Origin of the sequence: Streptomyces sp. NPDC053513 (assembly GCF_044544765.1) — a bacterium.
GTDB lineage: Bacteria > Actinomycetota > Actinomycetes > Streptomycetales > Streptomycetaceae > Streptomyces > Streptomyces litmocidini.
The window spans coordinates 34,334-60,783 of the sequence record NZ_JBITXP010000029.1 but is presented as its reverse complement, the minus strand read 5'-3'; the positions used below and the strand labels follow the sequence as shown (position 1 = coordinate 60,783).

The window sequence follows — 26,450 nt, the reverse complement described above, 5'->3', positions numbered from 1 at the left end:
CCGGCCCCCCCCCCACAACAACCCCCCCCCCCCCCCCCCCCCCCCCCGGCCCCCCCCCCCCCCCCCCCCCCGCGCGCGCCCCCCCCCCGCGGGGCCCCCCCCCCCCCCGCCCGTCGTGAACGGGAGCGTCAGGCGACGATCAGGTAGATGCCGTACGCCACGGCCGCCAGGCACAGGGCGAAGCAGGCGTAGGCGCCGGTGCGGGCCAGGGCGGCGGAGCCCCCCTGGGCGGCGGCCCGCTCCTGCTTGGAGAGGCCGATGACGCCGAGGGTGAAGAGGGCCACGAGGGCGACGGTCGCCCCGAGGCTGACTCCGAAGACGGAGCCGAGGGCTGCCCAGTCGATCTTCATGCTTGGTTCCAGTTCCTTAGACCGCGGCGGGGGCCGGGGGAGCGGCCGGGTCCGTGGGGACCGGCGCGGGGATGGTGGTCTTCAGGTCCTCGTCCGCGACGGCGGCGACGGAACCGGCCGGCGGCGGGGTGACGGCCGCGATCGCGGTGGTCACGACACCGGCGGCCTCGGCCTCGGCGTCGTTCTCGACGTCGTTGACGTTGGTGTGGTCGACCACCTGGCGGCGGGAGACGAGCCAGATGCCGACGCAGGAGGCGATCAGGAAGGCCGCGACGACGTAGACGCCCCAGTCGCCCTGGCGGGCGACGTACTCGGCGCCCGCGCCGACCAGGCCGGCGGCCGGCAGGGTCAGGCCCCAGGCGACGAACATGCGGGTGGCGGTCGACCAGCGGACGACGCCGCCCTTGCGGCCGAGGCCCGCGCCCATGACGCCACCCGAGACGACGTGGGTGGTGGAGAGCGAGAAGCCGAGGTGGGAGGAGGCCAGGATGGTCGTGGCCGCGCTGGTCTGGGCGGCGAAGCCCTGCTGCGGCTGGAGGTCCGTGAGGCCCTTGCCCATGGTGCGGATGATGCGCCAGCCGCCGAGGTAGGTGCCGAGCGCGATCGCCAGACCGGCGGAGACGATGACCCAGACCGGCGGGTTGGAGCCGGGGGCGAGGGTGCCGCCGGCCACCAGGGCGAGGGTGATGATGCCCATCGTCTTCTGGGCGTCGTTGGTGCCGTGGGCGAGGGAGACGAGACCGGCGGAGGCGATCTGGCCGACCCGGTAGCCCTTGGCGGTGTCCTTCTCGTCGGTCCTGGCGCCGATCCTGTACGTCAGCTTCGTGGCCAGCATCGAGGCGATGCCCGCGACGATCGGGGCGGCGACGGCCGGGATGAGGACCTTGGAGACGACGACCTCGCCGTGGACACCGCTGACGCCGATCGAGGCGACGGTCGCGCCGATGAGTCCGCCCATCAGGGCGTGGGAGGAGCTGGAGGGCAGTCCGACCAGCCAGGTCACCAGGTTCCAGAGGATCGCGCCGACGAGCGCGGCGAGGATCACTTCGGGCTGGATGCCCTCTTCGTTGACCAGTCCCTTGGAGATCGTCTTGGCGACCTCGACCGACAGGAACGCGCCGACGAGGTTCAGCACGGCGGACATGGCCACCGCCGTCTTGGGCTTGAGCGCACCGGTCGAGATGGTCGTGGCCATCGCGTTGGCGGTGTCGTGGAAACCGTTCGTGAAATCGAACACGAGAGCTGTCACGACCACAATGGCGAGCAGCAGCGTGATGTGTTCCATTTACCCAGGCAATCGTTCGACGTCAGTAGTCCGTTGAACGTAAGCAACCTGGGTGAACGGAAGATGAACTGGGGCGGGCAGTGTGGTGTCCCTATCCGGTGTCAAGGGGTTCCGCTTCCGGCCCCGGGGCGCCCGGTGTCCACGATGCGGTCACCGGGCGACCACGGGTAATCCCGTTCCTCACGGGACACATGCGACTCACCCCGCTTCCTCCCCCGACATCCGGTTCCACCCCCTGGACAGAACCGTCCGACCGGGAGACCCCCCGGAGGAGACCCACGTCACTCCCGGGGCGCCCCCCGGCCCGTCGCTGTCCACCCCGGGCGCCCCTCCGGCCGCCGCGGCCCACCCCACCCCGGCCGGGCCCGTCCGGTGGCAGCTCCGACCCGTCCTGCCGAGACTGGGAGCGTGCGCCCGGCTACAGCGACGGCAGCGGCCGTCACCACCCTGATCGGTGTCGGCGCGGCCGTGATCGCGGCCGGCCGGTACGCCAGCGACGTCGCCCTCAAGGTGCCGTCCGGACGACCACTGCCCGGAGACCCCGGACTCACCGTGCACGCCACGGGGCCCGAACGGATCACCCTCACCCGCAGCCTCGCCTCGCTGCGCCCCGGCACGTACGGCATGGACGCCCCCGGCCTGCACGCCGTCCTGGGCCCCGTCCTCGACCGGGCCCCGCACACCGCCGACACCGTCGTCCGCCGCCTGGAGCGGGTCGAGCTCGGCGTCCTCGGGCCCGGCGCCCGCGTCCGGCTCACCCCCCAGCTCCACCGCGGCACCCCGACCAGCGCCCTCGGCCTCGTCCACGAGGACGTCGAGATCCCCGGCGAGCTCGGCCCCCTGCCCGCCTGGCTCGTGCCCGGCCCCCGCACCACCTGGGTGATCGCCCTGCACGGCCTCGGCACCACCCGCGAGCACCCGCTGAACCTCGTCCCCTTCTACGACCGCCGCAAGATCCCCGTCCTCGTCCCCGCCTACCGGGGCGACGAGGGAGCGCCCTCCTCCCCGGACGGCCTCGCCCACCTCGGCGACTCCGAGTGGCGGGACGTCGACGCCGCCATCCGCTACGCCGTCCGCAGGGGAGCCCGGAAGGTCGTCCTGCACGGCTGGGGGACCGGCGCCACGATGGCCCTGCGCGCCGCCGCCGAATCGGGCGTGCGCGACCGGATCAGCGGCATCGTCCTCGACTCCCCGGTCCTCGACTGGGAGGCCACCCTCCGCAACCTCGCGGCGGCCCGCCACGTCCCCGGCCCCCTGCTCCCGCTCGCCGTCCGCGCCGCCCAGGGCAGGACCGGCGCGCACGGCGACCTCCTCCGGACCGTCTCCGAGCCGGGCGCCCTGCGCGCCCCGGCCCTCCTCTTCCACGGTCCCGACGACACCCTCGCCCCCTGGGAGCCCTCCGTCGAACTCGCCTCCCGCCTGCCCGGCCTGGTCGCCCTGCGGACCGTGAAGCAGGCCCCGCACGCCGCGATGTGGAACGCCGACCCGAACCGCTACGAGGAGTCCCTGCGCCGCTTCCTCACCCCGCTGCTCTGACGGCCGCTCCGAGGCCGTTCCGGCGCCCGATCCGACGGGGCGTCCGATTCCGATTGGGCTTTCGGGCCGTCAGCGGGAAGACTGCCCCCGTGACGTCTCGAAAGCCCGATGAACCATTGGCGCGCAACTCCAGACTCCGACTCGTCCGCCCGCGGGCGCTGGCCACCGCCCGACGGGCCGTGACGACCCGGCGCACCCGGCCGGCGCCGCGGCCGCCCGAGGGGACCCCGCCCCGCGCGGAGCTCGCCCGCCAGGCCCGGCACGTCCTCGCCGACGCCGTACGGATCGCCCGCTGGGCCGCCGTCGAGCACGGCACCGACACGGCACTGGGCACCGGCCCCGGCGCCCGCCCCGCCCAGGAACGGGCCGCGGCCGCACTGGACCTGACGCCCGGCCAGGTCCGGGCCGGCTGGGACCGCGCCCGGCTCGCCGGGCTCGTCGAGCTGCACGGCGACACCGCCCGCCCCGGCTGGCGGCTGCACGCCTGGGACCGCGACGACTCCGCCGTCCTGCGCGGCTGGGTCGCCCTCTTCGACGCCTGGTCGCTCGTGCACCCCGCCCCCGAGGGGGTCGCCCCGAGCGCCGTCGCCGAGGTCGTCGAGGCCGTCCCGCAGGTGCTCTCGCTGCTCCAGCTCTCCCAGGGCCCGGTCCTCGTCCCCGCCCTCCTCGACCTCCTCGGCCAGCGCGTCGAGGAACTCCGCGAGGAGCGCTGCGAGGTCCCCGCGGCCGAGCAGGCGCCCGAGTCGGCGGACGCCCCCGCCCGCTCCGCCCTCGACGGTCTGCCCGCCCTCCTCGACTGGGCCCTGGAGGGCCTGGCCGCCGTCGGCGCGCTCACCCTGGACTCCGGCACCGACGAGCGCCACGCCACCCTGACCCCGCTCGGCAACTGGGCGGTCTGGGTCAAGCTGGAGCAGATCTGCGTCGCCGCGCAGAGCCCCGCGGGCAACATCGAGCAGTCCGCCGAGGACATGCTCCGCGGCTGCGCCCGGCTCACCCCGGGCCCGGCCCGCGACGAGTACCGCGCCTGGCTCGCGGCCCGCACCCTGTCCAGCGCCGTGAGCGAACTCCTCGCCGTCGCCCGCGGCGAGGACGCCCTCCTGCGCGGTCTCGCCTTCGAGGCGCTCCGCGTCGTCGGGGCGCCCGCCGAGGCCGAGGTGCGGGCCACCGTCGCCGAGCCCTCGCTCCGCCCGTACGCGCTGCTCTGGCTGGCCGAGTACGAGGGGGCCGACCCCGACGAGGCCCAGGAGGTGCTGACCCGCGAGGAGTCGACCTGGCTCTGGGTCGACACCGCGGCGGCCGTCGCCGACCACGGCGAGAGCGAACTGCTCGTCCGCCACCTCGACTCCGCCGTGCAGGGCACCGTCCCGGCGCTGCTCGACGAGGTCCGCGCCGTCGGCCACCCCCGCACGGTCCAGGTCCTGGTCGCCCTGGCGGCCGCCCACCCGGACCCGGCCCTGGCCAAGGCGGTCCGCCGGGCCGCCTTCCAGGTCCACACCGGCGGGGCCTGACCTCAGGGGACGCTCACCCCGCCGCGCCGGGGGCGTACGTACCGAAGCTCCATACGTTGCCCTCGGCGTCCCGGGCCGTGTAGTCCCGCGAGCCGTACTCCTGGTCCGTCGGCGGCATCACGATCTCGATGCCCTGCGCCACCGCCCGGGCGTGGTGCTCGTCGACGTCGTCCACGCGCACGTACACCGCGGTGGGACCGCCGTCGCCCATCAGCTTGTCGAACTCGCTGCCGCTGCCCTTGCTGCCCAGCATCACCATGCCGTTCCCGCAGGAGAGCTCGGCGTGCATCACGCGGCCGTCCTCGCCCTCGTACACGGCGCGCTCGGTGAAACCGAAGCCCTCCGTGAGCTGCTTGATCGCGGCCTTCGCGTCCTCGTACCGCAGCGCCGGACAGATGTCGGGGGTCCCAGCCATCCCGATCACTCCCTCTCGATGTGACCTGGATCTCAGTCTGGCAGCCGCCGCCGACAACTCAGCGGAAGGTGTCGCACCGGGCCATGTCGCCGGTCCGGTAGCCCTGCCGGAACCACTGCTGCCGCTGCGCCGCCGAGCCGTGCGTCCAGCTCTCCGGCGTCACCCGCCCCTGGAACCGCTCCTGGATCCGGTCGTCGCCCACGGCCGCCGCCGCGTCCAGGCCGTCGCGGATGTCCTCGTCGGTGAGCCGGGTGAGCAGCGGCCGGCCCGTCTTCTCGTCGGGGGTGGTCGTCGCGTGCCGCGCCCAGACCCCGGCGTAGCAGTCGGCCTGGAGCTCGACCCGCACGGCGGCGGAGTTCGCGCCGGTCCGCCCGTCCTGGGCGCGGGCGAGGGTCCCCATCAGGTTCTGGACGTGGTGGCCGTACTCGTGCGCCACCACGTACGCCTGGGCGAAGGGCCCGCCGGTCGAGCCGAACGTGGTCCGCAGCTCGTCGAAGAAGCCCAGGTCCAGATAGACCCGCCGGTCGCCGGGGCAGTAGAAGGGCCCCACCGCCGAGGTCGCCGGGCCGCACGCGGTGCCGACCCGCTGGGTGAAGAGCTTGGTGGAGGCGGTGCTGTAGGTCCCGCCCCGGCGCGCGTACTCGCCCCGCCAGTAGTCCTGCACGCTGTTGACGACGGCGACGATCCGGCAGTCCTCGCGCGTGTTGGCGTCCGAACCCTTCTTGCAGACCTGGTCCAGCCGGGCCGCCGAGGGCGAGGTCGCGGCCGGCTGGTCGCCGCCGTCCGAGAGTCCCAGCTGGTCGGGCCCCACCCCGAAGAACAGCCCCAGGACCAGCGCGACGAAACCGATGATCCCGCCCCCGATGGTCGCCCCGCCGCCCGGGATCCGGCTTCCCCGGGAGTCGCTGACCTCCGAGGTGTCCAGGTCGGCGTCGTCGTCGAACTGCACGGTCCACCACCCTCCGCTCTCCGCCGGGCAGAGACCGCCGCCCTGCGCCGAGTATCGAATGATCTCCACCTGCTCGCCCCTTTTGGGGTGCATCGGCGGGAATGTGAGAAGGATCCGAATGCGCCTGCCCCCGCCCGTCTGGCCGAAAACCAGTTGCAGGCGCCCGTTAGACTGGCCGCATGGCCGTTCTCCTCTGGGTGCATTAGCGGCGTCGAAGCCCGCCACCAGCCGTCCTTCCGCCCTTCCCACCGCCCTGGAGTCTGTCCGTGATCACCGCTTCCGGCATCGAGCTGCGCGCCGGCGCCCGAGTCCTCATCGAGTCCGCTTCCTTCCGCGTCGCCAAGGGCGACCGCATCGGCCTCGTCGGCCGCAACGGAGCGGGCAAGACCACCCTCACCAAGTGCCTCGCCGGCGAGGGGCAGCCGGCCGCCGGCAGCATCACCCGCTCCGGCGAGGTCGGCTACCTCCCGCAGGACCCGCGCACCGGCGACCTCGACGTCCTGGCCCGCGACCGGATCCTCTCCGCCCGCGGCCTGGACACCCTCCTCAAGAAGATGCGGGCGAACGAGGAGCGCATCGCCACCGGCTCCGGCGCCACCCGCGACAAGGCGCTGCGCCAGTACGAGCGCCAGGAGACCGAGTTCCTGACCAAGGGCGGGTACGCGGCCGAGGCCGAGGCCTCCACCATCGCCGCCGCCCTCGGCCTGCCCGACCGGGTCATGGGCCAGCCGCTGCACACCCTCTCCGGCGGTCAGCGCCGCCGCGTCGAGCTCGCCCGGATCCTCTTCTCCGACGCCGACACCCTGCTCCTCGACGAGCCCACCAACCACCTCGACGCCGACTCCATCGTCTGGCTGCGCGACTACCTGAAGACCTACCGCGGCGGCTTCATCGTCATCTCCCACGACGTCGACCTCGTCGAGACCGTGGTGAACAAGGTCTTCTACCTGGACGCCAACCGCTCCACGATCGACGTCTACAACATGGGCTGGAAGCTCTACCAGCAGCAGCGCGAGGCCGACGAGAAGCGCCGCAAGCGCGAGCGCCAGAACGCCGAGAAGAAGGCCGCCGCGCTCAACTCGCAGGCGGACAAGATGCGCGCCAAGGCCACCAAGACCGTCGCCGCGCAGAACATGGCCAAGCGCGCCGAGCGGCTGCTCTCCGGCCTGGAGGCGGTGCGGGTCTCCGACAAGGTCGCCAAGCTCCGCTTCCCCGAGCCGGCGCCCTGCGGCAAGACCCCGCTGACGGCCGAGGGGCTCTCCAAGTCCTACGGCTCGCTGGAGATCTTCACCGACGTGAGCCTCGCGATCGACAAGGGTTCGCGCGTCGTCATCCTCGGCCTCAACGGCGCGGGCAAGACGACCCTGCTGCGCCTCCTCGGCGGCGTCGAGAAGCCCGACACCGGCGAGGTCACCCCGGGCCACGGCCTGAAGCTCGGCTACTACGCCCAGGAGCACGAGACGCTCGACCCCGAGCGGACCGTCCTGGAGAACATGCGCTCGGCTGCGCCCGACCTCGACCTCGTCGAGGTGCGCAAGACGCTCGGCTCCTTCCTCTTCTCCGGCGACGACGTCGACAAGCCGGCCGGCGTCCTCTCCGGCGGCGAGAAGACGCGGCTCGCGCTCGCGACCCTCGTCGTCTCCTCGGCGAACGTGCTGCTCCTCGACGAGCCCACCAACAACCTGGACCCGGCCAGCCGCGAGGAGATCCTCGGCGCGCTGCGCACGTACAAGGGCGCCGTCGTCCTCGTCACCCACGACGAGGGCGCCGTGGAGGCGCTCGACCCGGAGCGGATCATCCTGCTCCCGGACGGCGTCGAGGACCTGTGGGGCGCGGACTACGCGGACCTGGTGGCCCTCGCCTGACCCTCCGGAGGCGGTCCCCGGGCCCCGTCCGGCCCTGGATGATCATCCCGGGCTGGATCATTCGGCTCATGGGTGATCCGTCATCTGAGTGAGGATCTCTCGTACATCCCGGCGCGGTGCTCTGCTGAATCCTTCCGGCAGACCCGCGCCGCACGTGTGTTCCCCTTGCCGTGCTGACCTGGTACTTCCCGTACCGACCGGTTCGAAGGCGCGTTTCCGGCCCCGCGGAATCAGAGCTTCCGTTCGTGATGACGGCGTACTCGTCCACAAACCCGGCGGCACGGACCTTGTCGAATGGGTGGCCAGGACGGACGGGAGGGGTGATCATGAGAAGTCCAGAGCGCACTTCCCATGAGGAGGCACGGGTGGCCGAGACTCTGAAGAAGGGCAGCCGGGTGACCGGCGCCGCGCGCGACAAGCTCGCGGCAGACCTGAAGAAGAAGTACGACTCCGGTGCGAGCATCCGGGCGCTGGCCGAGGAAACCGGCCGCTCCTACGGGTTCGTCCACCGGATGCTGAGCGAGTCCGGAGTCACGCTGCGCGGACGCGGCGGAGCGACACGGGGCAAGAAGGCGGCCTCGGCCTGACATCGGGGCGGCTCGACCGGTCCACCGGGACCCCCCGGTGGGCACCCGGTCGGTCCTGCGGCCGACCGGGTGGTTACTGTGCAGTCACTTAGCATGTCGCATGCAGTGCTGCACCGGAACCGGAGGCGCCCCCATGACTACGCTCGACGACTCTGAGCTCGTGTTCGACAAGGACGGTGTACGGCTCACCGTCGAGGACGCCGTTGCCACGGTGACCCTGACCAATCCGGCGAAGCGCAACGCCCAGTCTCCCGCTCTGTGGCGGGCGTTGACGGAAGCCGGCCGGTCGTTGCCCGGCAGCGTGCGGGTCGTCGTCCTGCGCGGCGAGGGCAAGTCCTTCTCCGCCGGACTCGACCGGCAGGCGTTCACGCCCGAGGGCTTCGACGGCGAGCCGTCCTTCCTCGACCTCGCGCGCGGTTCCGACGAGGAACTCGACGCGGTCATCGCCGAGTACCAGGAGGCGTTCACCTGGTGGCGTCGTAGCGACCTCGTGTCGATCGCGGCCGTCCAGGGCCACGCCATCGGCGCGGGCTTCCAGCTCGCCCTCGCCTGCGACCTGAGGGTCGTCGCCGAGGACGTGCAGTTCGCCATGCGCGAGACCAGCCTGGGCCTCGTCCCGGACCTCACCGGGACGCACCCGCTCGTCTCGCTCGTCGGCTACGCCCGCGCCCTGGAGATCTGCGCCACCGGCCGCTTCGTGCACGCGGAGGAGGCCGAGCGCATCGGTCTCGCCAACCTGTCCGTGCCCGCGGAGGAGCTCGACGCGGCGGTACGGGACCTCAGCGCCGCCCTGCTCGCGGCGCCCCGCGACGCGGTCACCGAGACCAAGGCGCTGCTCCAGGGCGTCTCCGGCCGCTCCTACGAGGAGCAGCGCACCGCCGAGCGCGCCGCCCAGGCCCGCCGCCTGCGCGACCTGGCGGGCCTCGGCGACTGACGCGCGTGGCGGGCGGCCGGCCCGCGCGAAGAGCGCCGGACACGCGCGTCCGGCGCGGCACCGCGCGCTTCGAGCGCGCGGCCGCACGCGTTCAGCGCAGTTCCGAGACCAGCACCGTGACCGCGGTCGCCCCGTCGGCGGCCGCGGTCGCGGCGTTCCGGGCGGCGCGGGCCACGTCCAGCGGGCGGTGACCGGCCGTCACGGCCAGCTCCACCCGCATCCCCTCCGGGCCCCGGTGCACCGGCGGCCCCCAGGTGTCCGTCACGCCCGCCACGCCCTCGACCCGCAGGACCGCCAGGGCCACCGGATCGTCCGTCGCCGGAGCCGGCCGCCCCGGCGGGGGAGCGTCCGGGGCCGCGGCGGGCTCCGTGTCGAGCAGCTCCGTCACCCGCAGGTCCACGGCCGTCACGAGCAGCCCGATCCCGTCCCTCGCCGCCCCGAGCAGGGCCGCCCGCAGCTCCTCGGCCAGCTCCGGCAGCGGACGGCCCGCGACCGCCCCGAAGTCCGCGGTGATCCGCAGCACCCCCGGCCCGAGCGCACCCGGCGGCACCGGGAACGGCTCGGCCCCCGCCGCCCCCTCGTTCTCGGCCTCCAGGTCGGGCCCGACCCGGAGCCCGCCCGGCACCACCCCCCGTACCGCCGCGGCGGCCGGGGCGAGGACGCCCCGCACCGCCCGCTCGGTGATCCACGCGCCGTCCCCCGCCGTCCCGAGCGGCAGCAGCCTGCCCGGCGCGAGCCGTTCCCGTACCGCCGCTGTCCATCCTTCAGCCGTCGTCATTCCCCCAGCCTGCCGCATCCCTGGGGCGAATTCGGGCAAGCGCCCTTAATGTGAGCGAGGAACCCCGAAATATGACAGAAGGGGCTAGATCTCATGACGGACACCACTCACTCCGGAGAACTCGCGACGGACGAGTCGCGCCGCACCTCCGTGACGAAGCGCGGGGGCGGCCTGGCGGGCACCCGGGGCCGGACGACCATCGCCGACGGGGTCGTGGAGAAGATCGCGGGTCTCGCCGCACGTGACGTCGACGGCGTCCACGCCATGGGCAGCGGCCTCTCCCGCACCTTCGGCGCCGTCCGTGACCGGGTCCCCGGCACAGGCGGCGGGAAGTCGAGCGTCACCCGGGGCGTCAAGGCCGAGGTCGGCGAGGTGCAGACCGCGCTCGACCTGGAGATCGTCGTCGACTACGGCGTCTCCATCGCCGACGTCGCCGGCGACGTCAGGGAGAACGTCATCGCCGCCGTGGAGCGGATGACGGGCCTCGAAGTCGTCGAGGTCAACATCGCGGTCAGCGACGTGAAGCTGCCCGAGGACGAGGAAGAGGAGCCGGAGCCCCGGCTTCAGTAGTCGTCGGAACCCCGGCGACAGGGGCCAGGAAGGGACTCGGAATGAGCATGGCGGTGGCCGGCCTGTTGGCCGGCATGGCTCTCGGATTCGCCGGATACTTCGGCGGCTTCGGAGCGTTCGTACTGGTCGCGGCCCTCGGCGCGATCGGCTTCGTGGCCGGGCGGTTCCTCGACGGGGACCTCGAACCCGGAGACTTCTTCCGGGGACGCGACCGCGGCGACCGGCGGCGGTGACCCGAGGTGGTGACGGACCTGGCAGACGATCCGGCACGAGTACGGGACGGAGTGCGGGACCGGGGGGCGACCACCATCGCCGACCGCGTCGTCGCGAAGATCGCCGCCCAGGCGGCGAGGGAGGCCCTCGACTCCGTCCCCCGAGGGGGATCGAAGCCGCACGCCTCGGTCGCCGTCCACCGGGACACCGCCCGTGTCTCGGTGAGCCTCGACCTCGACTACCCCTCCGACATCGGCCGCCAGTGCGGCGCCGTGCGGAACCGGGTACGCACGCGCGTGGAGGAGCTCGTCGGCCTGGAGGTCCATGAGGTGGCCGTCCACGTCGAGCACCTCCACTCCGCGCACACCCGCCACACCTCGTCGAGGGGCCGCCTCGCATGACCACGACCCCGGAACAGAACCCCACGACGAGCCCGGCCCCCCCGGGCGGACCCGCAGGCGGGGCGGCGGCCGTCCAGGCCGGCGCCCCGGTGCCCCGCGCCCGCCGCTTCTGGTCCGCCCGCCGCATCCCGGCCGCCCTCCTCGCGGCCGTCGTCCTCGCCGCCGCCGGGCTGCTCCTCTACGACGTCGCGGCCGTACGGGCCGACCGCTCCGCGATGTCCTGGCGGCGCCGGCTGGCCCACGCCCTCGCGACCCGGCCCCTCGACGACGTGGTGATCGTCGCCGGCGCGTCCGTCGCCGTCCTGCTCGGCGTCTGGCTCCTCGTCCTGGCCCTCACCCCCGGGCTGCGCAACGTCCTGCCGATGCGCCGCGAGCACACCGACGTGCGGGCGGGACTCGACCGCGAGGCCGCCGCCCTCACCCTGCGGGACCGCGTCATGGAGGTCTCCGGGGTCCAGTCCGTCAAGGTGCGCGTCGGCCGCGCCAAGGTCGGCGTCCGGGCGGTGTCCCACTTCCGCGCCCTCGACGAGGTCCGAGCCGACGTGGAGACGGTGCTCGCCACCGGGATCGACGAGCTCGGCCTCGCCCGCCCGCTCGCTCCGACGGTACGGGTGGCCCGGCCGTCCCGGAAGGAAGGGAAGGCCAAGTGACCCGCGTCCTCCGGCGCGTCAACCGCGTCCTGCTCGGTCTCGCCGGGCTCATCCTCGTGGTCGTCGGCGGCGCGGTCCTCGCCGCCGCCGTCGACCTCTCCGTACCGTCCTGGTGGCCCTGGTCGGGCCCCTCCGACGTGCTGCTCTCCACCGCCGACCGGCAGCGCTGGCGGGACGAGAGCTGGTGGTGGCCGGCGGTCATCGCCGCCCTCGGGATCGTCGTCCTGCTGGCCCTGTGGTGGCTGCTCGTCCAGTTCCGGCGGGCCCGGCTGTCCGAGGTCCTCGTGGACACGGGAGACGGCGAGGAGGCGGTCCTGCGCGGCCGGGCCCTGGAGGGCGTCCTGGAGGCGGACGCCGCCTCGCAGGACGGCGTCGCCCGGGCCAAGGTCGCCCTCACGGGCCGCCGCGCCGCCCCCCGGACCCGGATCGCGCTCCTCCTGGAGCCGCACGCCTCCCCGGGCGACACCCTGTCCGCCCTCAGCACCCGGGCCCTCGCCCACGCCCGTACGGCGGCGGGACTGCCCGCCCTGCCCACCGAGGCACGCCTGCGCGCGGTGAAGCACCGCGCCCGCCGGGTCGCCTGAGGGACCGGACGCCGTCGCGCGAGGGGCGGGACCGCCGCCCCGGACCGGTCAGAACCCGGCGCGCGCCCCGCCGTCCACCGGCAGCATCAGCCCCGTCAGGTACGAGGCGGCCGGCGAGAGCAGGAAGGCCGCCGTGCGCCCGAACTCCTCCGGGGTGCCGTAGCGCCGCAGCGGGATCGTGAGCTCGTTCGCCGCGCGGGCCGCGTCCGCGTCGCCGGAGAGCGCGTCCAGGGAGCGGACCCGGTCCGTGTCGATGCGGCTCGGCAGCAGGCCGACGACCCGGATGCCGCGCGGGCCCAGGTCGTTGGCGAGGGACTTGGCGAAGCCGGCCAGCCCCGGGCGCAGCCCGTTGGAGATGGTGAGGCCGGGGATCGGCTCGTGGACGGAGCCGGACAGGACGAAGCCGATGACGCCGCCCTCGGTGAGGGTCTCGGCGGCCGCGCGGGCCAGCCGCACCGCCCCCAGGAAGACCGTGTCGAACGCGGCCGCCCACTCCTCGTCGGTGTTGTCCGCCGCGAAGCCGGGCGCCGGGCCGCCGACGCTGATCAGGATGCCGTCGAAGCCGCCGAAGCGGGCCCGCGCCTCGGCGATCAGCCGGGCCGGGGTCCCCGGGTCGGCGTTGTCGGCGGCGATCCCGGCCGCCCCCTCGCCCAGCTCGGCCACCGCCTCGGCGACCGCCTTCTCCTCGCGCCCGGTGACCAGCACCTTCGCGCCCTCGGCGAGCAGCGCCTCGGCCGAGGCCCGGCCGAGCCCCCGCGTCGCACCGGTCACCACGTACACACGGTCCTTCAGTCCAAGATCCATGCCCCCTATCCTGCCGCGTCCTCGGCGGCCAGGGCGAGAGCCGTCCCCACCAGACCGATGTGACTGAAGGCCTGCGGGAAGTTCCCCAGCTGCCGCCCCGCCACCGGGTCGTACTCCTCCGCCAGGAGCCCCACGTCGTTGGTGAGCGTGAGGAGCCGCTCGAAGAGCGCGCGGGCCTCCTCGACGCGCCCGGTCATCCGCAGCGCGTCCGCCAGCCAGAACGAGCAGACCAGGAAGGTCCCCTCCTGCCCCGGGAGCCCGTCCAGGGCCGTCGAGTCGGGGCTGTACCGGCGCAGGAAGCCGCCGTGCATCAGCTCCTCCCGCACCGCGTCCACCGTCCCCACCACCCGGGGGTCGTCCGGCGGCAGGAAGCCGACCTGGGGGATGAGGAGGGTGGCGGCGTCCAGCTCGGACGAGCCGTACGCCTGGGTGAAGGTGTTCCGCACGGGGTCGTACGCCCGCGCGCACACCTGGGCGTGGATCTCGTCCCGCATCGCCCGCCACCGCCCCGCGTCCCCCGGCAGCGTGGGGTCGGCCTCCAGGGTGCGGACCGCCCGGTCGGCGGCGACCCAGGCCATCACCTTCGAGTGGGTGAAGTGGCGGCGCGGCCCGCGGACCTCCCACAGGCCCTCGTCGGGCTCCCGCCAGGTGGACTCCAGGAAGCCGAGCAGGCTCAGCTGGAGGTTCCAGGCGTGCCGCTCCGCCGGGATCCCGGCCTCACGTGCGCGGTAGAGGGAGTCCATGACCTCGCCGTACACGTCCAGCTGGAACTGGTCCACCGCCGCGTTCCCGGTCCGTACCGGCGCCGAGTCGGCGTAGCCGCGCAGCCACGGCAGGCTGGTCTCCGGCAGTCGGCGCTCCCCGGCCGGCCCGTACATGATCTGCAGGTCGGCGGGGTCGCCCGCGACCGAGCGCAGCAGCCAGTCCCGCCAGGCGGCCGCCTCCTCCTCGTACCCGGCGGCGAGCAGCGCGCCGAGGGTGAGGGAGGAGTCGCGCAGCCAGCAGGCGCGGTAGTCCCAGTTCCGCACGCCGCCGATCTCCTCCGGCAGGGAGGTGGTGGGGGCGGCCATGATCCCGCCGGTGGGGGCGTACGTGAGCGCCTTGAGGGTGATCAGGGACCGCAGCACCGACGACCGGTACGGGCCCTCGTAGGTGCAGCGGGCCGCCCACTTCCGCCAGTCCGCGAGGCACTGCTCCAGGGCCTCGAAGGGGTCGACGAGGTCCGGGCGCGGCTCGTGCGAGGGGTGCCAGGTCAGGACGAAGGCGACCTTCTCGCCGACGGCGACGGTGAAGGAGGACTGGGTGGAGAACTGCTGGCCCCAGGTCTTCACGTGCGGCTCGCTGCGCAGCCAGACCGAGTCCGGGCCGGCGATCGCGACCCGGTGGCCGTCGACCCTGCGCACCCACGGCACGATCGAGCCGTAGTCGAAGCGGAGCCGCAGCACGGAGGCCATCTCGACGCTGCCGCTGACGCCCTCCACGATCCGCATCAGGTCGGGGGACGCGTCCCGCTGCGGCATGAAGTCGACGACCTTGACGGTGCCCGTCCGGGTCTCCCAGTAGGTCTCCAGGACGAGGGTGTCCTCGGCGTAGCGGCGGGTGGTGCATCTGGTGGCGCCCTTGGGCGCGACGGTCCAGTGGCCGTTGTTCTCGTCGCCGAGGATGGCGGCGAAGCAGGCGGCGGAGTCGAAGCGGGGCAGACACAGCCAGTCGACCGACCCGTCGCGGCCGACGAGTGCGGCGGTCTGGAGATCCCCGATGAGGGCGTAGTCGTCGATACGTTGCGTCACGCTTCGGCCTGTTCCCGGAAGCGGCGACGGTCAACCAGCCGGACGGAGCCGCCCTACGCCTCCACCGGCTCCCGCTCCGGCGATCCGGGGACGTCGGAGGCTTCCCCGGCCTCCCGGTCGCGCTTCTCCCGGCGCACCAGGATCACCCAGCCGACGGGCACCCCGGCGGCGAAGAGCCACCACTGCACGGCGTACGCCATGTGGGGACCGATCGACTCGTGGTCCGGCTCGGCGATCGTCTCGGGGGTGCCGCCGGCCGGCTCGGGCGCGGTCAGCTCCAGATAGCCGCCGAGCACCTCGCGGCCCATGAGCTCGGCCTGCTGCCGGCTGCTGATGAGCATGACCTGGCGGTCCGGCAGGCCCTTCAGGTCCTTGATGCCGCTGGCACCCGTCGTCTCGTCCGCCTTGAGCCGGCCCGTGACGGTGACCTCGCCCCTGGGGGCGGGCGGCACCGGCGGGTAGGAGTGCTGGTCGGCGGCGGCCGGGACCCAGCCGCGGTTGACCAGGACGACCCGGCCGTCGCGGAGGACCAGCGGGGTCAGCACGTGCACGCCCACCTGGTCGTCGGAGGAGGTGCGGCGGCGGACGACCACCTCGTGGGCGGTGTCGAAGGTGCCGGTGGCGGTGACCGTCCGCCAGTAGTCGGCGCGCGGGACGGTGTGACCGGGGGAGGTGAGCTCCTCGACGGGGACCGGCTTCGCCTTGAGGTTGTCCGCGATCAGGGTGTTCTGGGCGACCCGGTGCTCGTGCCGGTGGAACTGCCAGAATCCCAGCTGGATCATCGTGGGGATGAGGGCGAGGGCGCCGAGGGTGAGGATCACCCACTGCCGGGACAACAGGAAGCGGTACACCCCACGACCGTACAGCGGGGGCCGAGGGGTGGACGCACGGGGGGTTCGGGTCGGGCGGCCCGACCGCCCGGGATCGTTTCCTCACACCCTGTCGACGATGCCCGCCTTTCCCTCCGCGCGGGCGCAGTGGCCGCCGCAGTACCAGCTGCCCTCGACCTCGACGCCCTGTCCGATGATCTGGACCCGGCAGTGCTCACAGATGGGCGCCATGCGGTGGATGGCGCAGGCGAAGCAGTCGAAGACATGAACCGCGCCCTGTGCATGAACCTCGAAGGACATGCCGTAATCGTTTCCGCAGACCTCACAACGTGCCATGCGCCACAGGGTGGAGCGCCCGGCGGGCGCGCGCGGTGCGGCGCGCCCGTGGAGCCGGGGGCGTCACCCGTCTGCCGGGGTCACGTCCCGCAGCAGCTGGGTGTAGGCGGCCTCGTCGACGACCGGGGTGCCGAACGAGCGGGCCTTGAGGGTCTTGGAGGTGGCGGAGTCCGGATCGTTGGTGACCAGGAGGCTGGTCAGCCGGGAGACGCTGGTGGCGACGTGGAGGCCGGCTTCCACGGTGCGGTCCTCCAGGAGCTCGCGGTCGATGGAGGTGTCCCCGGAGAACGCCACCCGCATGCCCTGCTTGAGCGGCTTGTCCGACTCGTACCGTCCGGGGTTGGGGTACGGGCACGCCGGACGCTTCCGCGAGGGTCGCCAGCCGCCCGCCCGGTAGGAGGGCGGATGGCCCGCCCGGGGCTGCGCCGGCGTCGAGGCCCACTCGGTGAGCGGCCGGCACTCCAGCAGCGGCAGCCGTACGTTCCGCTCGGCCGCCGCGTGCAGGCTCGGCCGGAACGCCTCGGCGAGCACCCGCGCGTCGTCGAGCGCGTTGTGCGCGCGCTGCTGCACGACACCGAAGTGCGCCGCGAGCGACTCCAGCTTGTGGTTGGGCAGCGGCAGCGACAGCTCCTTGGCGAGCGCGATCGTGCACAGCCGCTGGCGCACCGGCGCGGCGGACTGCGCGCGCGCGTACTCCCGGGCGATCATCTGCCAGTCGAACATCGCGTTGTGCGCGACGAGCACCCGCCCGTCGAGCCGTGCCGCGAACTCCGCCGCGATCTCCGTGAAGAGCGGCGCGCCCTCCAGGACGTCGCTGGTCAGGCCGTGGATCCAGACGGGGCCGGGGTCCCGCTCGGGGTTGACCAGGGTGTACCAGTGGTCCTCGACGTTCCCCCGGGCGTCCAGCCGGTAGACGGCAGCCGACACTATCCGGTCGTCGCGGGCGAGTCCGGTGGTCTCCACGTCGACCACCGCGTACCCCTGCGGGTAGGCGGCCGGCCACGTCGCTGCTGTCGTACGGTCGTCAAGCACGGTCATTGAGAATACGGGCCTCCACGGACACCCGGGTCCCCGGTTCCGGATTCCATGGCGGTGATCCGCCACCGATCCGGCCGGGATCCGGCACCGCCCCCTCGCGTGCGGGGCCGATCGGCCGAGCGCGGCGACCAGGTCGCCGGCCGCCGCCGAGGGCGCCGCAGGCCCCGCGGGGTCCGCGTGGAAGCGGGGCGCGGTCGTGGGCCGGCGCGGCACCTCCGCCCCCAGGGGCGCGCCCGCCCCGGCGGTGAGTGTGGCAGGCAGGGGCGACCGGGCGCACGCGTGGGCGACCCGGCCGCGCGGGAAGGAGACCCGACGGTCGCCCGGCGGACGGCGGATGCCCGGTCGCCCGGCGCGGCCGGCGGCGGACCGGGGCCCGCGCCGGCCCGTGCCCCGCCGAGCACCTCGGCGGGCCGGGGCGACGCCTGCGCGGCGGACCGGAGCCGGAGCGGGTGGCCCGGTGGCGGAGGCGGCGGTCCCCTCAGCGCAGCAGCCCCGCCACCAGCGCGCGCACCGCCACCAGGAACACGGCCTCCGTGTCGACCGGGGCGGCGAGGGCGCGGGCGAGTTCCGGGTCGGGGGCGGGGAGGCCGGTCGGCTCCGTGACCCAGAGGTCCGTCTCGGCCGGCGGCTGGGCGGGCGCGCGTTCCCGGTTGCGCTCGACGAGGACGTGACCGACGACCTGGAACTGGACCGCGTGGACCAGGGCGGCCGCGCGGGCGCCGCGCAGCCCCGCCGCGTGGGCCTCGTGGACCAGGGCGCGCTGGGCCGGCAGGAACATGCGTTCCGTCAGGCCGCGTTCGTGGACCATCGCCACCAGGTGCGGGCGTTCGCGCAGGGCGCGGCGCAGCGCGCGGGCGACCGAGACGATCCGCTCGGCCGGGGTGGCGCCCCGGGGGCGGATCGTGCCGAGGTCGGCGACTGTACGGGCGACGAGGGCGTCGAGGAGCGACTCGCGGTTGCCGACGTGCCAGTAGATCGAGGTGACGGCGGTGCCGAGCTCGGCGGCCAGCCGACGCATCGTCAGCGCGTCCGGGCCGTGCTCCCTCACCAGGGCGGCCGCCGTGTCCAGGACCTCGTCGCGGGACAGCGCGGAGCGTGCCATCGGATCCCCCAACTCCTCTGCGTGCAGACCTCTTTACCCTTCGTCGCCAGCCGTGTAACTGTGTTACAGGCCGACGATCCCGAAGGGTGGTACGTCATGGCACGAGTACGGTACGGGGCGCGCAGCGACGCGGAGGCGGCGGCGGCCCGCGAGCGGTCCGCCAGGCTCCCCGACATCTGGTCCACCGGCGTGGTCGCCGTCTGGGAGACCGACCCGGACGTCGTGGCGGCGGTCCTGCCGCCCCCGCTGAAACCCACCGCGCGTCCCCTCGTGCGCGTCAACATCAGCAAGGTCGACCTGCCCGGCTATCCGCTGGGCGCCGGCTCGGTGGCCGTCGCCGCCGCCCACGGCGACCGGGAGGGCTGGTACCCGCTGGTCATGCCGATGACCCACGAACGGGCCCTGATCGGCGGGCGCGAGGTGTTCGGCGAGCCGAAGAAGCTGGGCGAGGTGACCGTCGAGCGGGACGGGCTCGTCGTGCGCGCCTCCCTCGCCCGGCACGGCATCGCCTTCGTGGAGGTGCGCGGCGCGGTCTCCGGCCCGCTGCCGCTGCCGGAGCCCGTCGAGAAGACCGACTTCTACTTCAAGTTCCTGCCGGGCGTGGAGGGGACCGGCTTCGACGCCGACCCCGTCCTCGTCCACTGCGTCCGCAACGAGAAGGTGCGGAAGCTGGAGCGGATCACGGGCGACGTGGTCCTGCGCGAGTCCATGTACGACCCGGTCGCCGACCTCCCGGTGCGCCGGCTCGTCGAGATCACGATCGGCGAGAAGACCACCGACCAGAAGGGCACGGTCGCCGAGCGCGTCTCCGCCCGGGACCTGCTGCCCTTCGTCCACCAGCGGTACGACGACCCGCTCCAGATCCTCGACGGACCCCCGGAAGGAAGCGCCTGATGGAACTGCGCGAGGGGCAGGTGGCCGTCGTCACGGGCGCGGCGAGCGGCATCGGGCTCGCGATGGCCCGCCGCTTCGCCGCCGAGGGCCTCGCCGTCGTCCTCGGGGACGTGGAGCGGGGCGCGCTCGCGGAGGCCGCCGACGAGCTGATGGAGAGCGGGGCGCAGGTCCTCGCCCGGACGGTCGACGTCTCGGACCCCGACGAGGTGCGGGCGTTCGCCGACGCCGCGTACGACACCTTCGGCGCCGTCCACGTCCTCTGCAACAACGCGGGCGTCGGCTCCGGCGCCGAGGGCCCCATGTGGGAGCACGAGCCCAACGACTGGAAGTGGGCCTTCTCCGTCAACGTCTGGGGCGTCTTCCACGGCATCCAGGCCTTCGTCCCCCGCATGCTCGCGGGCGGCGAACCCGGTCACGTGGTGAACACCTCCTCGGGCGACGGCGGCATCGCCCCGCTGCCCACCGCCTCCGTGTACGCGGTCACCAAGGCGGCCGTCGTCACCATGACGGAGTCGCTGTACGCGCACCTGAGGGCCGAGCACGCGCGCGTGGGCGCCTCCGTGCTCTTCCCGGGCCCGCACATGCTGCGCACCGGACTGTGGGAGTCGCACCGCAACCGGCCCGAGCGGTACGCCAAGCAGCGGCCCCGGAAGACCCCGTACCGCAGCCTCGACCAGTGGGAGGCGGCGATGAAGGAGGCCGGGCACGAGGTGGCCTTCACGCCGGTGGAGGAGGTCGCCGAGCACGTCGTCGACGGCATCCGCGCCGACCGCTTCTGGATGCTGCCGGCGAGCGAGCACAGCGACCGCCAGATCAGGGCGCGTTCGCAGTCCATGCTCGACCGCGCCAACCCGTCGTACCTGGAGAGTTTCATCCTCGACTGAGGGGCTTCGCCGACCGAGGGGCTTTCGCCATGAGCAACGAGCGCCATGAGGACCCGTACCTGATCATCTCCTCCGACTGTCACGCCGGGCTGCCCACCGAGGAGTACCGGCCCTATCTCGACCCCCGCTTCCACCGGGACTTCGACGACTTCCTGGCGGGGCGCGAGGCCCGCCGCGAGGCCATGACCCGGCTCGGGGTGCGCAACGAGGCCTTCGCCGACAAGTGGTTCCACGACAACGAGGAAGGCCTGCGCGGCGGCTGGGACCCCGCGCAGCGCATCAAGGAGCTCGACGGCGACGGGGTGGCCGCCGAGGTCGTCTTCCCCGACGCGGACGCCGTCGACAGCCGGACCGCCGCGCCCTTCGGCGTCGGCCTCGGCCTCTCCGGCGACCAGGACCCGGAGCTCGGCATGGCGGGCGCGAAGGCGCACAACCGCTGGCTCGCCGAGTTCGTCTCCGCGAATCCGGCCCGGCACTGCGGGGTCGCCCTCCTCCCGGTCACCGCCGACGTCCGCGAGGTCGTCGCCGAGATCCACCGCGCCAAGGAGTCCGGGCTCGGCGCGCTCATGATCCCCTCCATGTGGGTGGACAAGGCCCCGTACCACGACCGGCGTTACGACCCGGTGTGGGCGGCGGCCGCCGAGACCGGCATGCCGGTCGTCACCCACTCCGGGGCGGCACCGCGCGAGGAGTACGGGGACCACCTCGGGATCTACGTCTCCGAGGTCACCTGGTGGCCGGCCAGGCCGCTGTGGTTCCTGCTCTGGTCGGGCGCCTTCGAGCGCCACCCCGGACTGCGGTTCGGGGTCGCCGAGTCCGGCTGCTGGTGGCTGCCGAACCTGCTCTGGTTCATGGACCGGCTCTACCTGGGCGCGCACGGCGGCAAGAAGCTGTCCCCGTTCGCGGAGCTGAAGCGGCCGCCGAGCGAGTACCTGGACCGGCAGGTCTTCGTCTGCGCCACCAACACCAAGCGGCGCGAGCTCGCGCAGCGGTACGAGATCGGCGTCGACAACATCCTGTGGGGCTCGGACTTCCCGCACCCGGAGGGCACCTGGCCGGACACGCGCGCGTGGCTGCGGAGGACCTTCCACGACATCCCGGTCGGGGAGACGCGGCGGATGCTGGGCCTCGCCGCCGCGGAGGTCTTCGGATTCGACGTCCGAGCACTGGATCCGATAGCCCGTCGCATCGGCCCCACCCCCGCCGACCTCGGCCAGCCCGCCGACCAGGCCGCCGTCGAGGCCTCCTGGGCCCGCTCCCGCGAGGTCGGCCGGCACTGGCTCACCGACCACGAGTTCCCGGTCCTGGGGGTGAACCCGTGACCGACCGCCACCCCGTGACCGACCGCTCCACCGCCACCGACCGCTACACCGTGATCTCCGCCGACTGCCACGCCGGCGCCGACCTCCTCGACTACAGGCCGTACCTGGAGAAGAAGCACCACGACGACTTCGACGCCTGGGCGGCGACCTACGTCAACCCGTACGAGGACCTCCTCGCCGACACCGCCGACCGCAACTGGAACTCGCAGCGCCGGCTGCGCGAACTGGAGGCGGACGGCATCGTCGCCGAGGTCGTCTTCCCCAACACCATCCCGCCGTTCTTCCCCAAGGCCTCCCTGATGGCCCAGCCGCCCACCCGCGCCGAGTACGAGCGGCGCTGGGCCGGGCTCCAGGCACACAACCGCTGGCTGGCCGACTTCTGCGCCGACGCCCCGGGGCGCAGGGCGGGCGTGGCGCAGATCCTCCTCAACGACGTGGACGCGGCGGTCGCGGAGATCCGCCGCGCCCGCGAGGCCGGGCTGACCGGCGGCATCCTGCTGCCCGGCGTCCCGCCGGGCTCGCCCGTCCCCGAGCTGTACTCCGAGGCGTACGACCCGATCTGGGCGGTCTGCGCCGAGCTCGACGTCCCGGTCAACCACCACGGCGGCTCCGCCTCACCACCCCTGGGCGACGAACCGGCCGCCCGCGCGGTGTTCATGGTGGAGACCACCTGGTTCTCCCACCGGGCCCTGTGGCACCTGATCTTCGGCGGCGCGTTCCGGCGCCACCCGGGGCTCAAGCTGGTCCTGACCGAGCAGGGCTCGGGCTGGATCCCGGGCGTGCTCGACATGCTGGACTACTACCACCGGCGTCTGGTGTCGGCCGCGACGAAGGCCGCCACCGCCGAGTCCAGGTTCGGCGCCGGCCTCGCCGAGTCCATGGGCAGGGGCCCCAAGGAGGTCTGGCGGGACAACTGCTTCGTCGGCGCGAGCTTCATGCGCCCCCACGAGGTGCCGCTGCGCGACCGGATCGGCCTCGACAAGATCATGTGGGGCAGCGACTACCCGCACGACGAGGGCACCACCCCGTACTCCCGCGAAGGCCTCCGCATCGCCTACGCGGGACTGCCCCGGGAGGAGGTCGCCGCCATGGCCGGCGGGAACGCCGCCCGCGTCTACGGCTTCGACCTCGCCCTCCTCGACCGCCTCGCCGCCGTCCACGGCCCGACCGTGGAGGAGATCGCCCAGCCGCTGAAGGAGGTTCCCGAGGGCGCCACCAGCCCGGCCTTCGCGCCGGGCGGGTCGGTCCGCGTGTGGTGAGGCGGCGGGTGCGACCCTCCTGGAGTGACTGAAGCCCCCGTACACGACGACGAGGCCCACGGCGGCGGTCTCGGCACCCGTCTCAACTGGCTCCGGGCGGCCGTGCTCGGAGCCAACGACGGCGTCGTCTCCACCGCCGGTCTCGTCGTCGGCGTCGCCGGCGCCACCGAGTCCCGGGCCGCCCTGCTCACGGCGGGACTCTCGGGGCTGCTCGCCGGCTCCATGTCGATGGCGGCGGGGGAGTACGTCTCGGTCTCCAGCCAGCGCGACTCCGAGAAGGCCGCGCTCGCCCAGGAGAAGCGCGAACTGCGCGAACAGCCGGAGGCCGAACTCGCCGAACTGACCGGCCTGCTCGCCGCCCGGGGCCTCTCCCCGGAGGTGGCCCGCGAGGCCGCCGAACAGCTCACCGCCCGCGACGCCCTGCGCGCCCACGCGCGCGTGGAGCTCGGCATCGACCCCGACGACCTCACCAACCCCTGGCACGCCGCCGGCGCCAGCTTCCTCGCCTTCACCGTCGGCGCCCTGCTCCCGCTCCTCGCGATCGTCCTCCCGCCGGCCTCCGCCCGCCTCTGGATCACGGTCCTCTCCGTCCTCGCCGCCCTCGTCCTCACCGGCTGGTGGAGCGCCCGCCTCGGCGACGCCCCCACGGGCCCCGCGATCCTGCGCAACACGGCGGGCGGCGCCCTCGCGATGGCGGTCACCTACGGGGCCGGGTCCCTGCTCGGAGCGGCGGGCGTCTGAGCCGCTTGTCGGAAGGTGCCAAAGCTTGCTGACAAGTCGTCTCGCATACTTGTCGGTAACGACGTCTAGCCGCCCCAGGCCGCCGCCCCTACCGTCGACGCCATGCCGAACCTGCCCGACGTCGTGCTCTGGTCCATACCGGCCTTCGTCCTGCTCACCGTCCTGGAGATGGTCAGCCACCGGATCCACCCCGACGAGGACGCCGCCGGGTACGAGGCCAAGGACGCCGCCACCAGCATCGGCATGGGCCTGGGAAGCCTCTTCTTCGACGCGCTGTGGAAGATCCCCGTCGTCGCGGTCTACACCGCCGTGTACGAACTGACCCCGCTCCGCGTCCCCGTCCTCTGGTGGACGATCCCGCTCATGCTGCTCGCGCAGGACTTCCTGTACTACTGGCAGCACCGCGGACACCACGTCGTCCGCATCCTCTGGGCCTGCCACGTCGTCCACCACAGCAGCCGGAAGTTCAACCTCTCCACCGCCCTGCGCCAGCCCTGGACCGGCGTCACCGGCTGGCCCTTCTACCTGCCGATGATCGCCCTCGGCGTCCACCCGGCGGCCGTCGCCTTCTGCTACTCGGTCAACCTCGTCTACCAGTTCTGGATCCACACCGAGCGCATCGACAGGCTGCCCCGCCCCTTCGAGTACGTCCTCAACACCCCCTCGCACCACCGCGTCCACCACGCCTCCCAGGGCGGCTACCTGGACCGGAACTTCGGCGGCGTCCTCATCGTCTGGGACCGGATGTTCGGCTCCTGGGCCGGTGAGACGGAGCGGCCCGTCTACGGCCTCACCAAGAACATCGAGACCTACAACCCGCTGCGCGTCGCCACCCACGAGTACGCCGCCATCGCCCGTGACCTGCGCGCCGCGCACGACTGGCGCGAGCGAGCCGGACGGGTCTTCCGCGGCCCGGGCTGGCAACCGACTCCGGCCACCGGCCCGCATCCGGCCACCGGTCCGCTCCCCACCACCGGTGCGCTCCCCGCCGCCGCGGCGGGGCCCGCACCGGACGCCGTGCCCGTCCCGCAGGCCGGCGCCGCGCCCGAGGCCGTCGCGTGAGCACCGCCCCCGCGGCCGCCCGCGCCGTCCCGACCGCCGCCTCCCGCGCGCTCCTCGTCGCCTTCGGGCTCGCGGCCGCCGTCGACCTGGTCTCCCTCCTCGCCGGCGCCGACCTCGGCCACCGGATCGCCAAACCGCTCCTGATGCCCCTGCTCGCCGCGTACGCCGTCACCCTCGGCGCCCCCAAGCCGCTCACCGCCGCGCTCCTCCTCGGCTGGGGCGGCGACGTCCTCCTGCTCTCCGACGCCGACCCGTCCTTCCTCCTCGGCATGGGCTCCTTCGCCGCCGGACACGTCTGCTACCTGGTCCTCTTCGGACGGAGGCGTACGTCCCCGATCCTCGGCGCCCTGTACGCGGCCGCGCTCGCCGGCACCGTCGTGCTCCTCTGGCCCGACCTCCCCGCCGAGCTGAGGATCCCCGTCGCCGGCTACTCGCTGCTCCTCGCCGCGATGGCGTACCGTGCCAGCGGCCTCGGGCTCCTCGCCGGCCTCGGCGGCGCCCTGTTCCTGCTGTCCGACACCCTCATCGCCACCGGCGTCGCCGACTGGCCCCAGCTGCCGGCGCCCGACTTCTGGGTCATGCTGACCTATGTCGCGGCGCAGTACCTGCTGACGGCGGGAGCGCTCCGCGCGATGTACGGTGAACGTCGTACAACCGTCTGACAGCAAGGACCACCCCCCATGCGCGCCACCACCATCCACGCCCCCTTCGACATGCGCGTGGAGGACGTGCCCGACCCGGTGGTGCAGGAGCCCACGGACGTCGTCCTGCGGGTCCTGCGCGCCTGCATCTGCGGCAGCGACCTGTGGGCCTACCGCGGCGAGGCCGCCCGGCAGCCCGGCCAGCGCATCGGCCACGAGTTCCTCGGCATCGTCGAGGCGGCCGGCTCCGAGGTCACCGGCTTCGCCGCCGGCGACCTCGTCGTCGCCCCCTTCGTCTGGTCCGACGGCAGCTGCGAGTACTGCGCCGAGGGCCTCCAGACCTCCTGCCCGCGCGGCGGCTTCTGGGGCTCGGTCGGTTCCGACGGCGGCCAGGGCGAGGCCGTCCGCGTCCCCTTCGCCGACGGCACCCTCGTCAAGCTCCCCGCCGAAGCCGCCTCCGACGACCGGCTCCTGACCGCGCTGCTCGCGCTCTCCGACGTCCTGGGCACCGGCCACCACGCCGCCCTCGGCGCGGGGGTCACGAAGGGCTCCACGGTCGCCGTCGTCGGTGACGGGGCCGTCGGTCTGTGCGGCGTCCTCGCCGCGAAGCGGCTCGGCGCCGAGCGGATCATCGCGCTCGGCCGGCACACCGCCCGCACCGACATCGCCCGCGCCTTCGGCGCCACCGACGTCGTCGCCGAGCGCGGCGAGGCGGCCGAGGCCGCCGTGCGCGAGCTCACCGGCGGGCAGGGCGCCCACGGCGTCATCGAGGCCGTGGGCACCGAGCAGTCCATGCGCACGGCCGTCGCGATCGCCCGCGACGGCGGCTCCATCGGCTACGTCGGCGTCCCGCACGGCAGCGGCACCGGCCTCGACCTGTCCGTCATGTTCGACCGCAACATCGCGCTGCGCGGCGGCGTCGCCCCGGTCCGCGCGTACATCCCGGAGCTCCTCCCGGACGTCCTGGCCGGCACCATCGACCCGTCCCCGGTCTTCGACCTGACGGTCGGCCTGGACGGCGTCCCGGCCGGCTACAAGGCGATGGACGAGCGCACGGCCCTGAAGGTCCTGATCAAGCCGTAGTCCGCGAGGGCGGCGGCCCGCCGGGCCGACGGCGCGGAG

Annotated in this window: 29 protein-coding genes; 18 read left to right on the top strand and 11 right to left on the bottom strand. The window is 73.9% G+C overall.

From position 1 onward, the window contains the following. Window positions 1-128 precede the first annotated feature (128 nt). Window positions 129-350, bottom strand: coding sequence for a hypothetical protein (locus tag ACIGW4_RS32755; RefSeq protein WP_123451027.1), 222 nt, complete (start codon window positions 348-350; stop codon window positions 129-131). A 16-nt stretch (window positions 351-366) separates the two neighbouring features. After that, window positions 367-1,635, bottom strand: coding sequence for an inorganic phosphate transporter (locus ACIGW4_RS32750; RefSeq protein WP_359591754.1), 1,269 nt, complete (start codon window positions 1,633-1,635; stop codon window positions 367-369). A 408-nt stretch (window positions 1,636-2,043) separates the two neighbouring features. Here ACIGW4_RS32750 and ACIGW4_RS32745 point away from each other — a divergent pair, with 408 nt between their 5' ends. Together ACIGW4_RS32745 and ACIGW4_RS32740 are read left to right on the top strand one after the other, a co-directional pair. Next, complete coding sequence (locus ACIGW4_RS32745) at window positions 2,044-3,171, top strand: alpha/beta hydrolase (RefSeq protein WP_123451023.1); 1,128 nt, start codon at window positions 2,044-2,046, stop codon at window positions 3,169-3,171. A gap of 89 nt (window positions 3,172-3,260) precedes the next feature. Next, the gene (locus ACIGW4_RS32740; protein ID WP_398711459.1) at window positions 3,261-4,679 is read left to right on the top strand and encodes a hypothetical protein; all 1,419 of its coding nucleotides are present in this window, start codon (window positions 3,261-3,263) and stop codon (window positions 4,677-4,679) included. Window positions 4,680-4,692: 13 nt separating this feature from the next. Here ACIGW4_RS32740 and ACIGW4_RS32735 read toward each other — a convergent pair whose 3' ends face one another. Then, window positions 4,693-5,094 (bottom strand): VOC family protein, encoded by a 402-nt coding sequence (locus ACIGW4_RS32735; protein ID WP_123457243.1) that lies wholly within the window; start codon window positions 5,092-5,094, stop codon window positions 4,693-4,695. 58 nt (window positions 5,095-5,152) lie between these two features. After that, window positions 5,153-6,043 (bottom strand): neutral zinc metallopeptidase, encoded by an 891-nt coding sequence (locus tag ACIGW4_RS32730; RefSeq protein WP_359591756.1) that lies wholly within the window; start codon window positions 6,041-6,043, stop codon window positions 5,153-5,155. A 266-nt stretch (window positions 6,044-6,309) separates the two neighbouring features. On the opposite strand from ACIGW4_RS32730, the gene ACIGW4_RS32725 reads away from it, so the two are divergent. The 3 genes from ACIGW4_RS32725 (at window position 6,310) to ACIGW4_RS32715 (ending at window position 9,429) form a co-directional block, all read left to right on the top strand. After that, window positions 6,310-7,908 carry an ABC-F family ATP-binding cassette domain-containing protein gene (locus ACIGW4_RS32725; protein WP_123451017.1) on the top strand — a complete coding sequence of 533 codons (1,599 nt, stop codon included), beginning with the start codon at window positions 6,310-6,312 and terminating at the stop codon, window positions 7,906-7,908. A 365-nt stretch (window positions 7,909-8,273) separates the two neighbouring features. Further along, window positions 8,274-8,495, top strand: a complete 222-nt coding sequence (locus tag ACIGW4_RS32720) for a helix-turn-helix domain-containing protein (protein ID WP_006123601.1) — start codon at window positions 8,274-8,276, stop codon at window positions 8,493-8,495. A 133-nt stretch (window positions 8,496-8,628) separates the two neighbouring features. Then, entirely contained in the window at window positions 8,629-9,429 is an 801-nt protein-coding gene (locus ACIGW4_RS32715) for an enoyl-CoA hydratase/isomerase family protein (protein ID WP_123451015.1), read from the top strand. Window positions 9,430-9,520: 91 nt separating this feature from the next. Here the strand turns inward: ACIGW4_RS32715 and ACIGW4_RS32710 are convergent, their stop codons facing one another. Next, window positions 9,521-10,207 (bottom strand): hypothetical protein, encoded by a 687-nt coding sequence (locus tag ACIGW4_RS32710; protein WP_123451013.1) that lies wholly within the window; start codon window positions 10,205-10,207, stop codon window positions 9,521-9,523. Window positions 10,208-10,300: 93 nt separating this feature from the next. Here ACIGW4_RS32710 and ACIGW4_RS32705 point away from each other — a divergent pair, with 93 nt between their 5' ends. From ACIGW4_RS32705 to amaP, 5 genes are read left to right on the top strand one after another with little or no spacing between them, the layout of a single operon-like run. Next, window positions 10,301-10,777 (top strand): Asp23/Gls24 family envelope stress response protein, encoded by a 477-nt coding sequence (locus ACIGW4_RS32705; protein ID WP_123451011.1) that lies wholly within the window; start codon window positions 10,301-10,303, stop codon window positions 10,775-10,777. A 41-nt stretch (window positions 10,778-10,818) separates the two neighbouring features. Then, window positions 10,819-11,010, top strand: a complete 192-nt coding sequence (locus ACIGW4_RS32700; protein ID WP_398711453.1) for a hypothetical protein — start codon at window positions 10,819-10,821, stop codon at window positions 11,008-11,010. A gap of 9 nt (window positions 11,011-11,019) precedes the next feature. Then, on the top strand, window positions 11,020-11,391 hold the full coding sequence (locus tag ACIGW4_RS32695; protein ID WP_260174275.1) for an Asp23/Gls24 family envelope stress response protein: 372 nt from the start codon (window positions 11,020-11,022) through the stop codon (window positions 11,389-11,391). Further along, window positions 11,388-12,041: a DUF6286 domain-containing protein gene (locus ACIGW4_RS32690; protein ID WP_399584744.1), complete on the top strand. Its 654-nt coding sequence runs from the start codon at window positions 11,388-11,390 to the stop codon at window positions 12,039-12,041. The genes ACIGW4_RS32695 and ACIGW4_RS32690 overlap by 4 nt, the downstream gene beginning before the upstream one ends. Then, window positions 12,038-12,625 (top strand): alkaline shock response membrane anchor protein AmaP, encoded by a 588-nt coding sequence (gene amaP, locus ACIGW4_RS32685; RefSeq protein WP_398711451.1) that lies wholly within the window; start codon window positions 12,038-12,040, stop codon window positions 12,623-12,625. Before ACIGW4_RS32690 ends, amaP begins: the two co-directional genes overlap by 4 nt. Before the next feature lie 48 nt (window positions 12,626-12,673). On the opposite strand, the gene ACIGW4_RS32680 is transcribed toward amaP, so the two are convergent. The 6 genes from ACIGW4_RS32680 to ACIGW4_RS32655 all read right to left on the bottom strand — a co-directional run bounded on the left by ACIGW4_RS32680 (window position 12,674) and on the right by ACIGW4_RS32655 (window position 18,525). Further along, a complete protein-coding gene (locus ACIGW4_RS32680; RefSeq protein WP_123451001.1) occupies window positions 12,674-13,429 on the bottom strand; it encodes an SDR family oxidoreductase in 756 nt (251 codons plus the stop codon). Between the two features lie 5 nt (window positions 13,430-13,434). Beyond that, entirely contained in the window at window positions 13,435-15,219 is a 1,785-nt protein-coding gene (locus tag ACIGW4_RS32675) for a glycoside hydrolase family 15 protein (RefSeq protein WP_399584740.1), read from the bottom strand. A 53-nt stretch (window positions 15,220-15,272) separates the two neighbouring features. After that, the gene (locus tag ACIGW4_RS32670; RefSeq protein ID WP_398711448.1) at window positions 15,273-16,070 is read right to left on the bottom strand and encodes an SURF1 family protein; all 798 of its coding nucleotides are present in this window, start codon (window positions 16,068-16,070) and stop codon (window positions 15,273-15,275) included. An 81-nt stretch (window positions 16,071-16,151) separates the two neighbouring features. Continuing rightward, window positions 16,152-16,385: a hypothetical protein gene (locus tag ACIGW4_RS32665; protein ID WP_086830155.1), complete on the bottom strand. Its 234-nt coding sequence runs from the start codon at window positions 16,383-16,385 to the stop codon at window positions 16,152-16,154. Between the two features lie 63 nt (window positions 16,386-16,448). Beyond that, the gene (locus ACIGW4_RS32660; protein WP_399584736.1) at window positions 16,449-17,423 is read right to left on the bottom strand and encodes a DEDDh family exonuclease; all 975 of its coding nucleotides are present in this window, start codon (window positions 17,421-17,423) and stop codon (window positions 16,449-16,451) included. A gap of 478 nt (window positions 17,424-17,901) precedes the next feature. Next, window positions 17,902-18,525 carry a TetR/AcrR family transcriptional regulator gene (locus tag ACIGW4_RS32655; protein WP_123450994.1) on the bottom strand — a complete coding sequence of 208 codons (624 nt, stop codon included), beginning with the start codon at window positions 18,523-18,525 and terminating at the stop codon, window positions 17,902-17,904. Between the two features lie 96 nt (window positions 18,526-18,621). Between ACIGW4_RS32655 and ACIGW4_RS32650 the strand changes: the two genes are divergently transcribed. From ACIGW4_RS32650 to ACIGW4_RS32615, 8 genes are all read left to right on the top strand, one after another. Further along, window positions 18,622-19,419: an acetoacetate decarboxylase family protein gene (locus ACIGW4_RS32650; RefSeq protein WP_123450992.1), complete on the top strand. Its 798-nt coding sequence runs from the start codon at window positions 18,622-18,624 to the stop codon at window positions 19,417-19,419. After that, the gene (locus ACIGW4_RS32645) at window positions 19,419-20,303 is read left to right on the top strand and encodes an SDR family NAD(P)-dependent oxidoreductase (RefSeq protein WP_399584733.1); all 885 of its coding nucleotides are present in this window, start codon (window positions 19,419-19,421) and stop codon (window positions 20,301-20,303) included. The genes ACIGW4_RS32650 and ACIGW4_RS32645 overlap by 1 nt, the downstream gene beginning before the upstream one ends. Before the next feature lie 29 nt (window positions 20,304-20,332). Further along, window positions 20,333-21,625, top strand: coding sequence for an amidohydrolase family protein (locus tag ACIGW4_RS32640; protein WP_398711443.1), 1,293 nt, complete (start codon window positions 20,333-20,335; stop codon window positions 21,623-21,625). Next, window positions 21,622-22,884: an amidohydrolase family protein gene (locus ACIGW4_RS32635; RefSeq protein ID WP_398711442.1), complete on the top strand. Its 1,263-nt coding sequence runs from the start codon at window positions 21,622-21,624 to the stop codon at window positions 22,882-22,884. The genes ACIGW4_RS32640 and ACIGW4_RS32635 overlap by 4 nt, the downstream gene beginning before the upstream one ends. A gap of 24 nt (window positions 22,885-22,908) precedes the next feature. Then, the gene (locus ACIGW4_RS32630; protein WP_123450986.1) at window positions 22,909-23,625 is read left to right on the top strand and encodes a VIT family protein; all 717 of its coding nucleotides are present in this window, start codon (window positions 22,909-22,911) and stop codon (window positions 23,623-23,625) included. Between the two features lie 102 nt (window positions 23,626-23,727). Beyond that, on the top strand, window positions 23,728-24,687 hold the full coding sequence (locus ACIGW4_RS32625) for a sterol desaturase family protein (protein WP_399584729.1): 960 nt from the start codon (window positions 23,728-23,730) through the stop codon (window positions 24,685-24,687). Next, on the top strand, window positions 24,684-25,349 hold the full coding sequence (locus ACIGW4_RS32620) for a lysoplasmalogenase (protein ID WP_359591745.1): 666 nt from the start codon (window positions 24,684-24,686) through the stop codon (window positions 25,347-25,349). The genes ACIGW4_RS32625 and ACIGW4_RS32620 overlap by 4 nt, the downstream gene beginning before the upstream one ends. An 18-nt stretch (window positions 25,350-25,367) precedes the next feature. Continuing rightward, the gene (locus ACIGW4_RS32615) at window positions 25,368-26,411 is read left to right on the top strand and encodes a zinc-dependent alcohol dehydrogenase family protein (protein ID WP_123450980.1); all 1,044 of its coding nucleotides are present in this window, start codon (window positions 25,368-25,370) and stop codon (window positions 26,409-26,411) included. Window positions 26,412-26,450 lie beyond the last annotated feature (39 nt).

What these genes read in the sequence shown, in the direction of transcription:
- ACIGW4_RS32755 (WP_123451027.1), bottom strand. Translation starts at nt 350, where the DNA reads ATGAAGATCGACTGGGCAGCCCTCGGCTCCGTCTTCGGAGTCAGCCTC.
- ACIGW4_RS32750 (WP_359591754.1), bottom strand. Translation starts at nt 1,635, where the DNA reads ATGGAACACATCACGCTGCTGCTCGCCATTGTGGTCGTGACAGCTCTC.
- ACIGW4_RS32735 (WP_123457243.1), bottom strand. Translation starts at nt 5,094, where the DNA reads ATGGCTGGGACCCCCGACATCTGTCCGGCGCTGCGGTACGAGGACGCG.
- ACIGW4_RS32715 (WP_123451015.1), top strand. Translation starts at nt 8,629, where the DNA reads ATGACTACGCTCGACGACTCTGAGCTCGTGTTCGACAAGGACGGTGTA.
- ACIGW4_RS32710 (WP_123451013.1), bottom strand. Translation starts at nt 10,207, where the DNA reads ATGACGACGGCTGAAGGATGGACAGCGGCGGTACGGGAACGGCTCGCG.
- ACIGW4_RS32705 (WP_123451011.1), top strand. Translation starts at nt 10,301, where the DNA reads ATGACGGACACCACTCACTCCGGAGAACTCGCGACGGACGAGTCGCGC.
- ACIGW4_RS32700 (WP_398711453.1), top strand. Translation starts at nt 10,819, where the DNA reads ATGAGCATGGCGGTGGCCGGCCTGTTGGCCGGCATGGCTCTCGGATTC.
- ACIGW4_RS32690 (WP_399584744.1), top strand. Translation starts at nt 11,388, where the DNA reads ATGACCACGACCCCGGAACAGAACCCCACGACGAGCCCGGCCCCCCCG.
- ACIGW4_RS32680 (WP_123451001.1), bottom strand. Translation starts at nt 13,429, where the DNA reads ATGGATCTTGGACTGAAGGACCGTGTGTACGTGGTGACCGGTGCGACG.
- ACIGW4_RS32665 (WP_086830155.1), bottom strand. Translation starts at nt 16,385, where the DNA reads ATGGCACGTTGTGAGGTCTGCGGAAACGATTACGGCATGTCCTTCGAG.
- ACIGW4_RS32660 (WP_399584736.1), bottom strand. Translation starts at nt 17,423, where the DNA reads ATGACCGTGCTTGACGACCGTACGACAGCAGCGACGTGGCCGGCCGCC.
- ACIGW4_RS32655 (WP_123450994.1), bottom strand. Translation starts at nt 18,525, where the DNA reads ATGGCACGCTCCGCGCTGTCCCGCGACGAGGTCCTGGACACGGCGGCC.
- ACIGW4_RS32650 (WP_123450992.1), top strand. Translation starts at nt 18,622, where the DNA reads ATGGCACGAGTACGGTACGGGGCGCGCAGCGACGCGGAGGCGGCGGCG.
- ACIGW4_RS32645 (WP_399584733.1), top strand. Translation starts at nt 19,419, where the DNA reads ATGGAACTGCGCGAGGGGCAGGTGGCCGTCGTCACGGGCGCGGCGAGC.
- ACIGW4_RS32640 (WP_398711443.1), top strand. Translation starts at nt 20,333, where the DNA reads ATGAGCAACGAGCGCCATGAGGACCCGTACCTGATCATCTCCTCCGAC.
- ACIGW4_RS32625 (WP_399584729.1), top strand. Translation starts at nt 23,728, where the DNA reads ATGCCGAACCTGCCCGACGTCGTGCTCTGGTCCATACCGGCCTTCGTC.
- ACIGW4_RS32615 (WP_123450980.1), top strand. Translation starts at nt 25,368, where the DNA reads ATGCGCGCCACCACCATCCACGCCCCCTTCGACATGCGCGTGGAGGAC.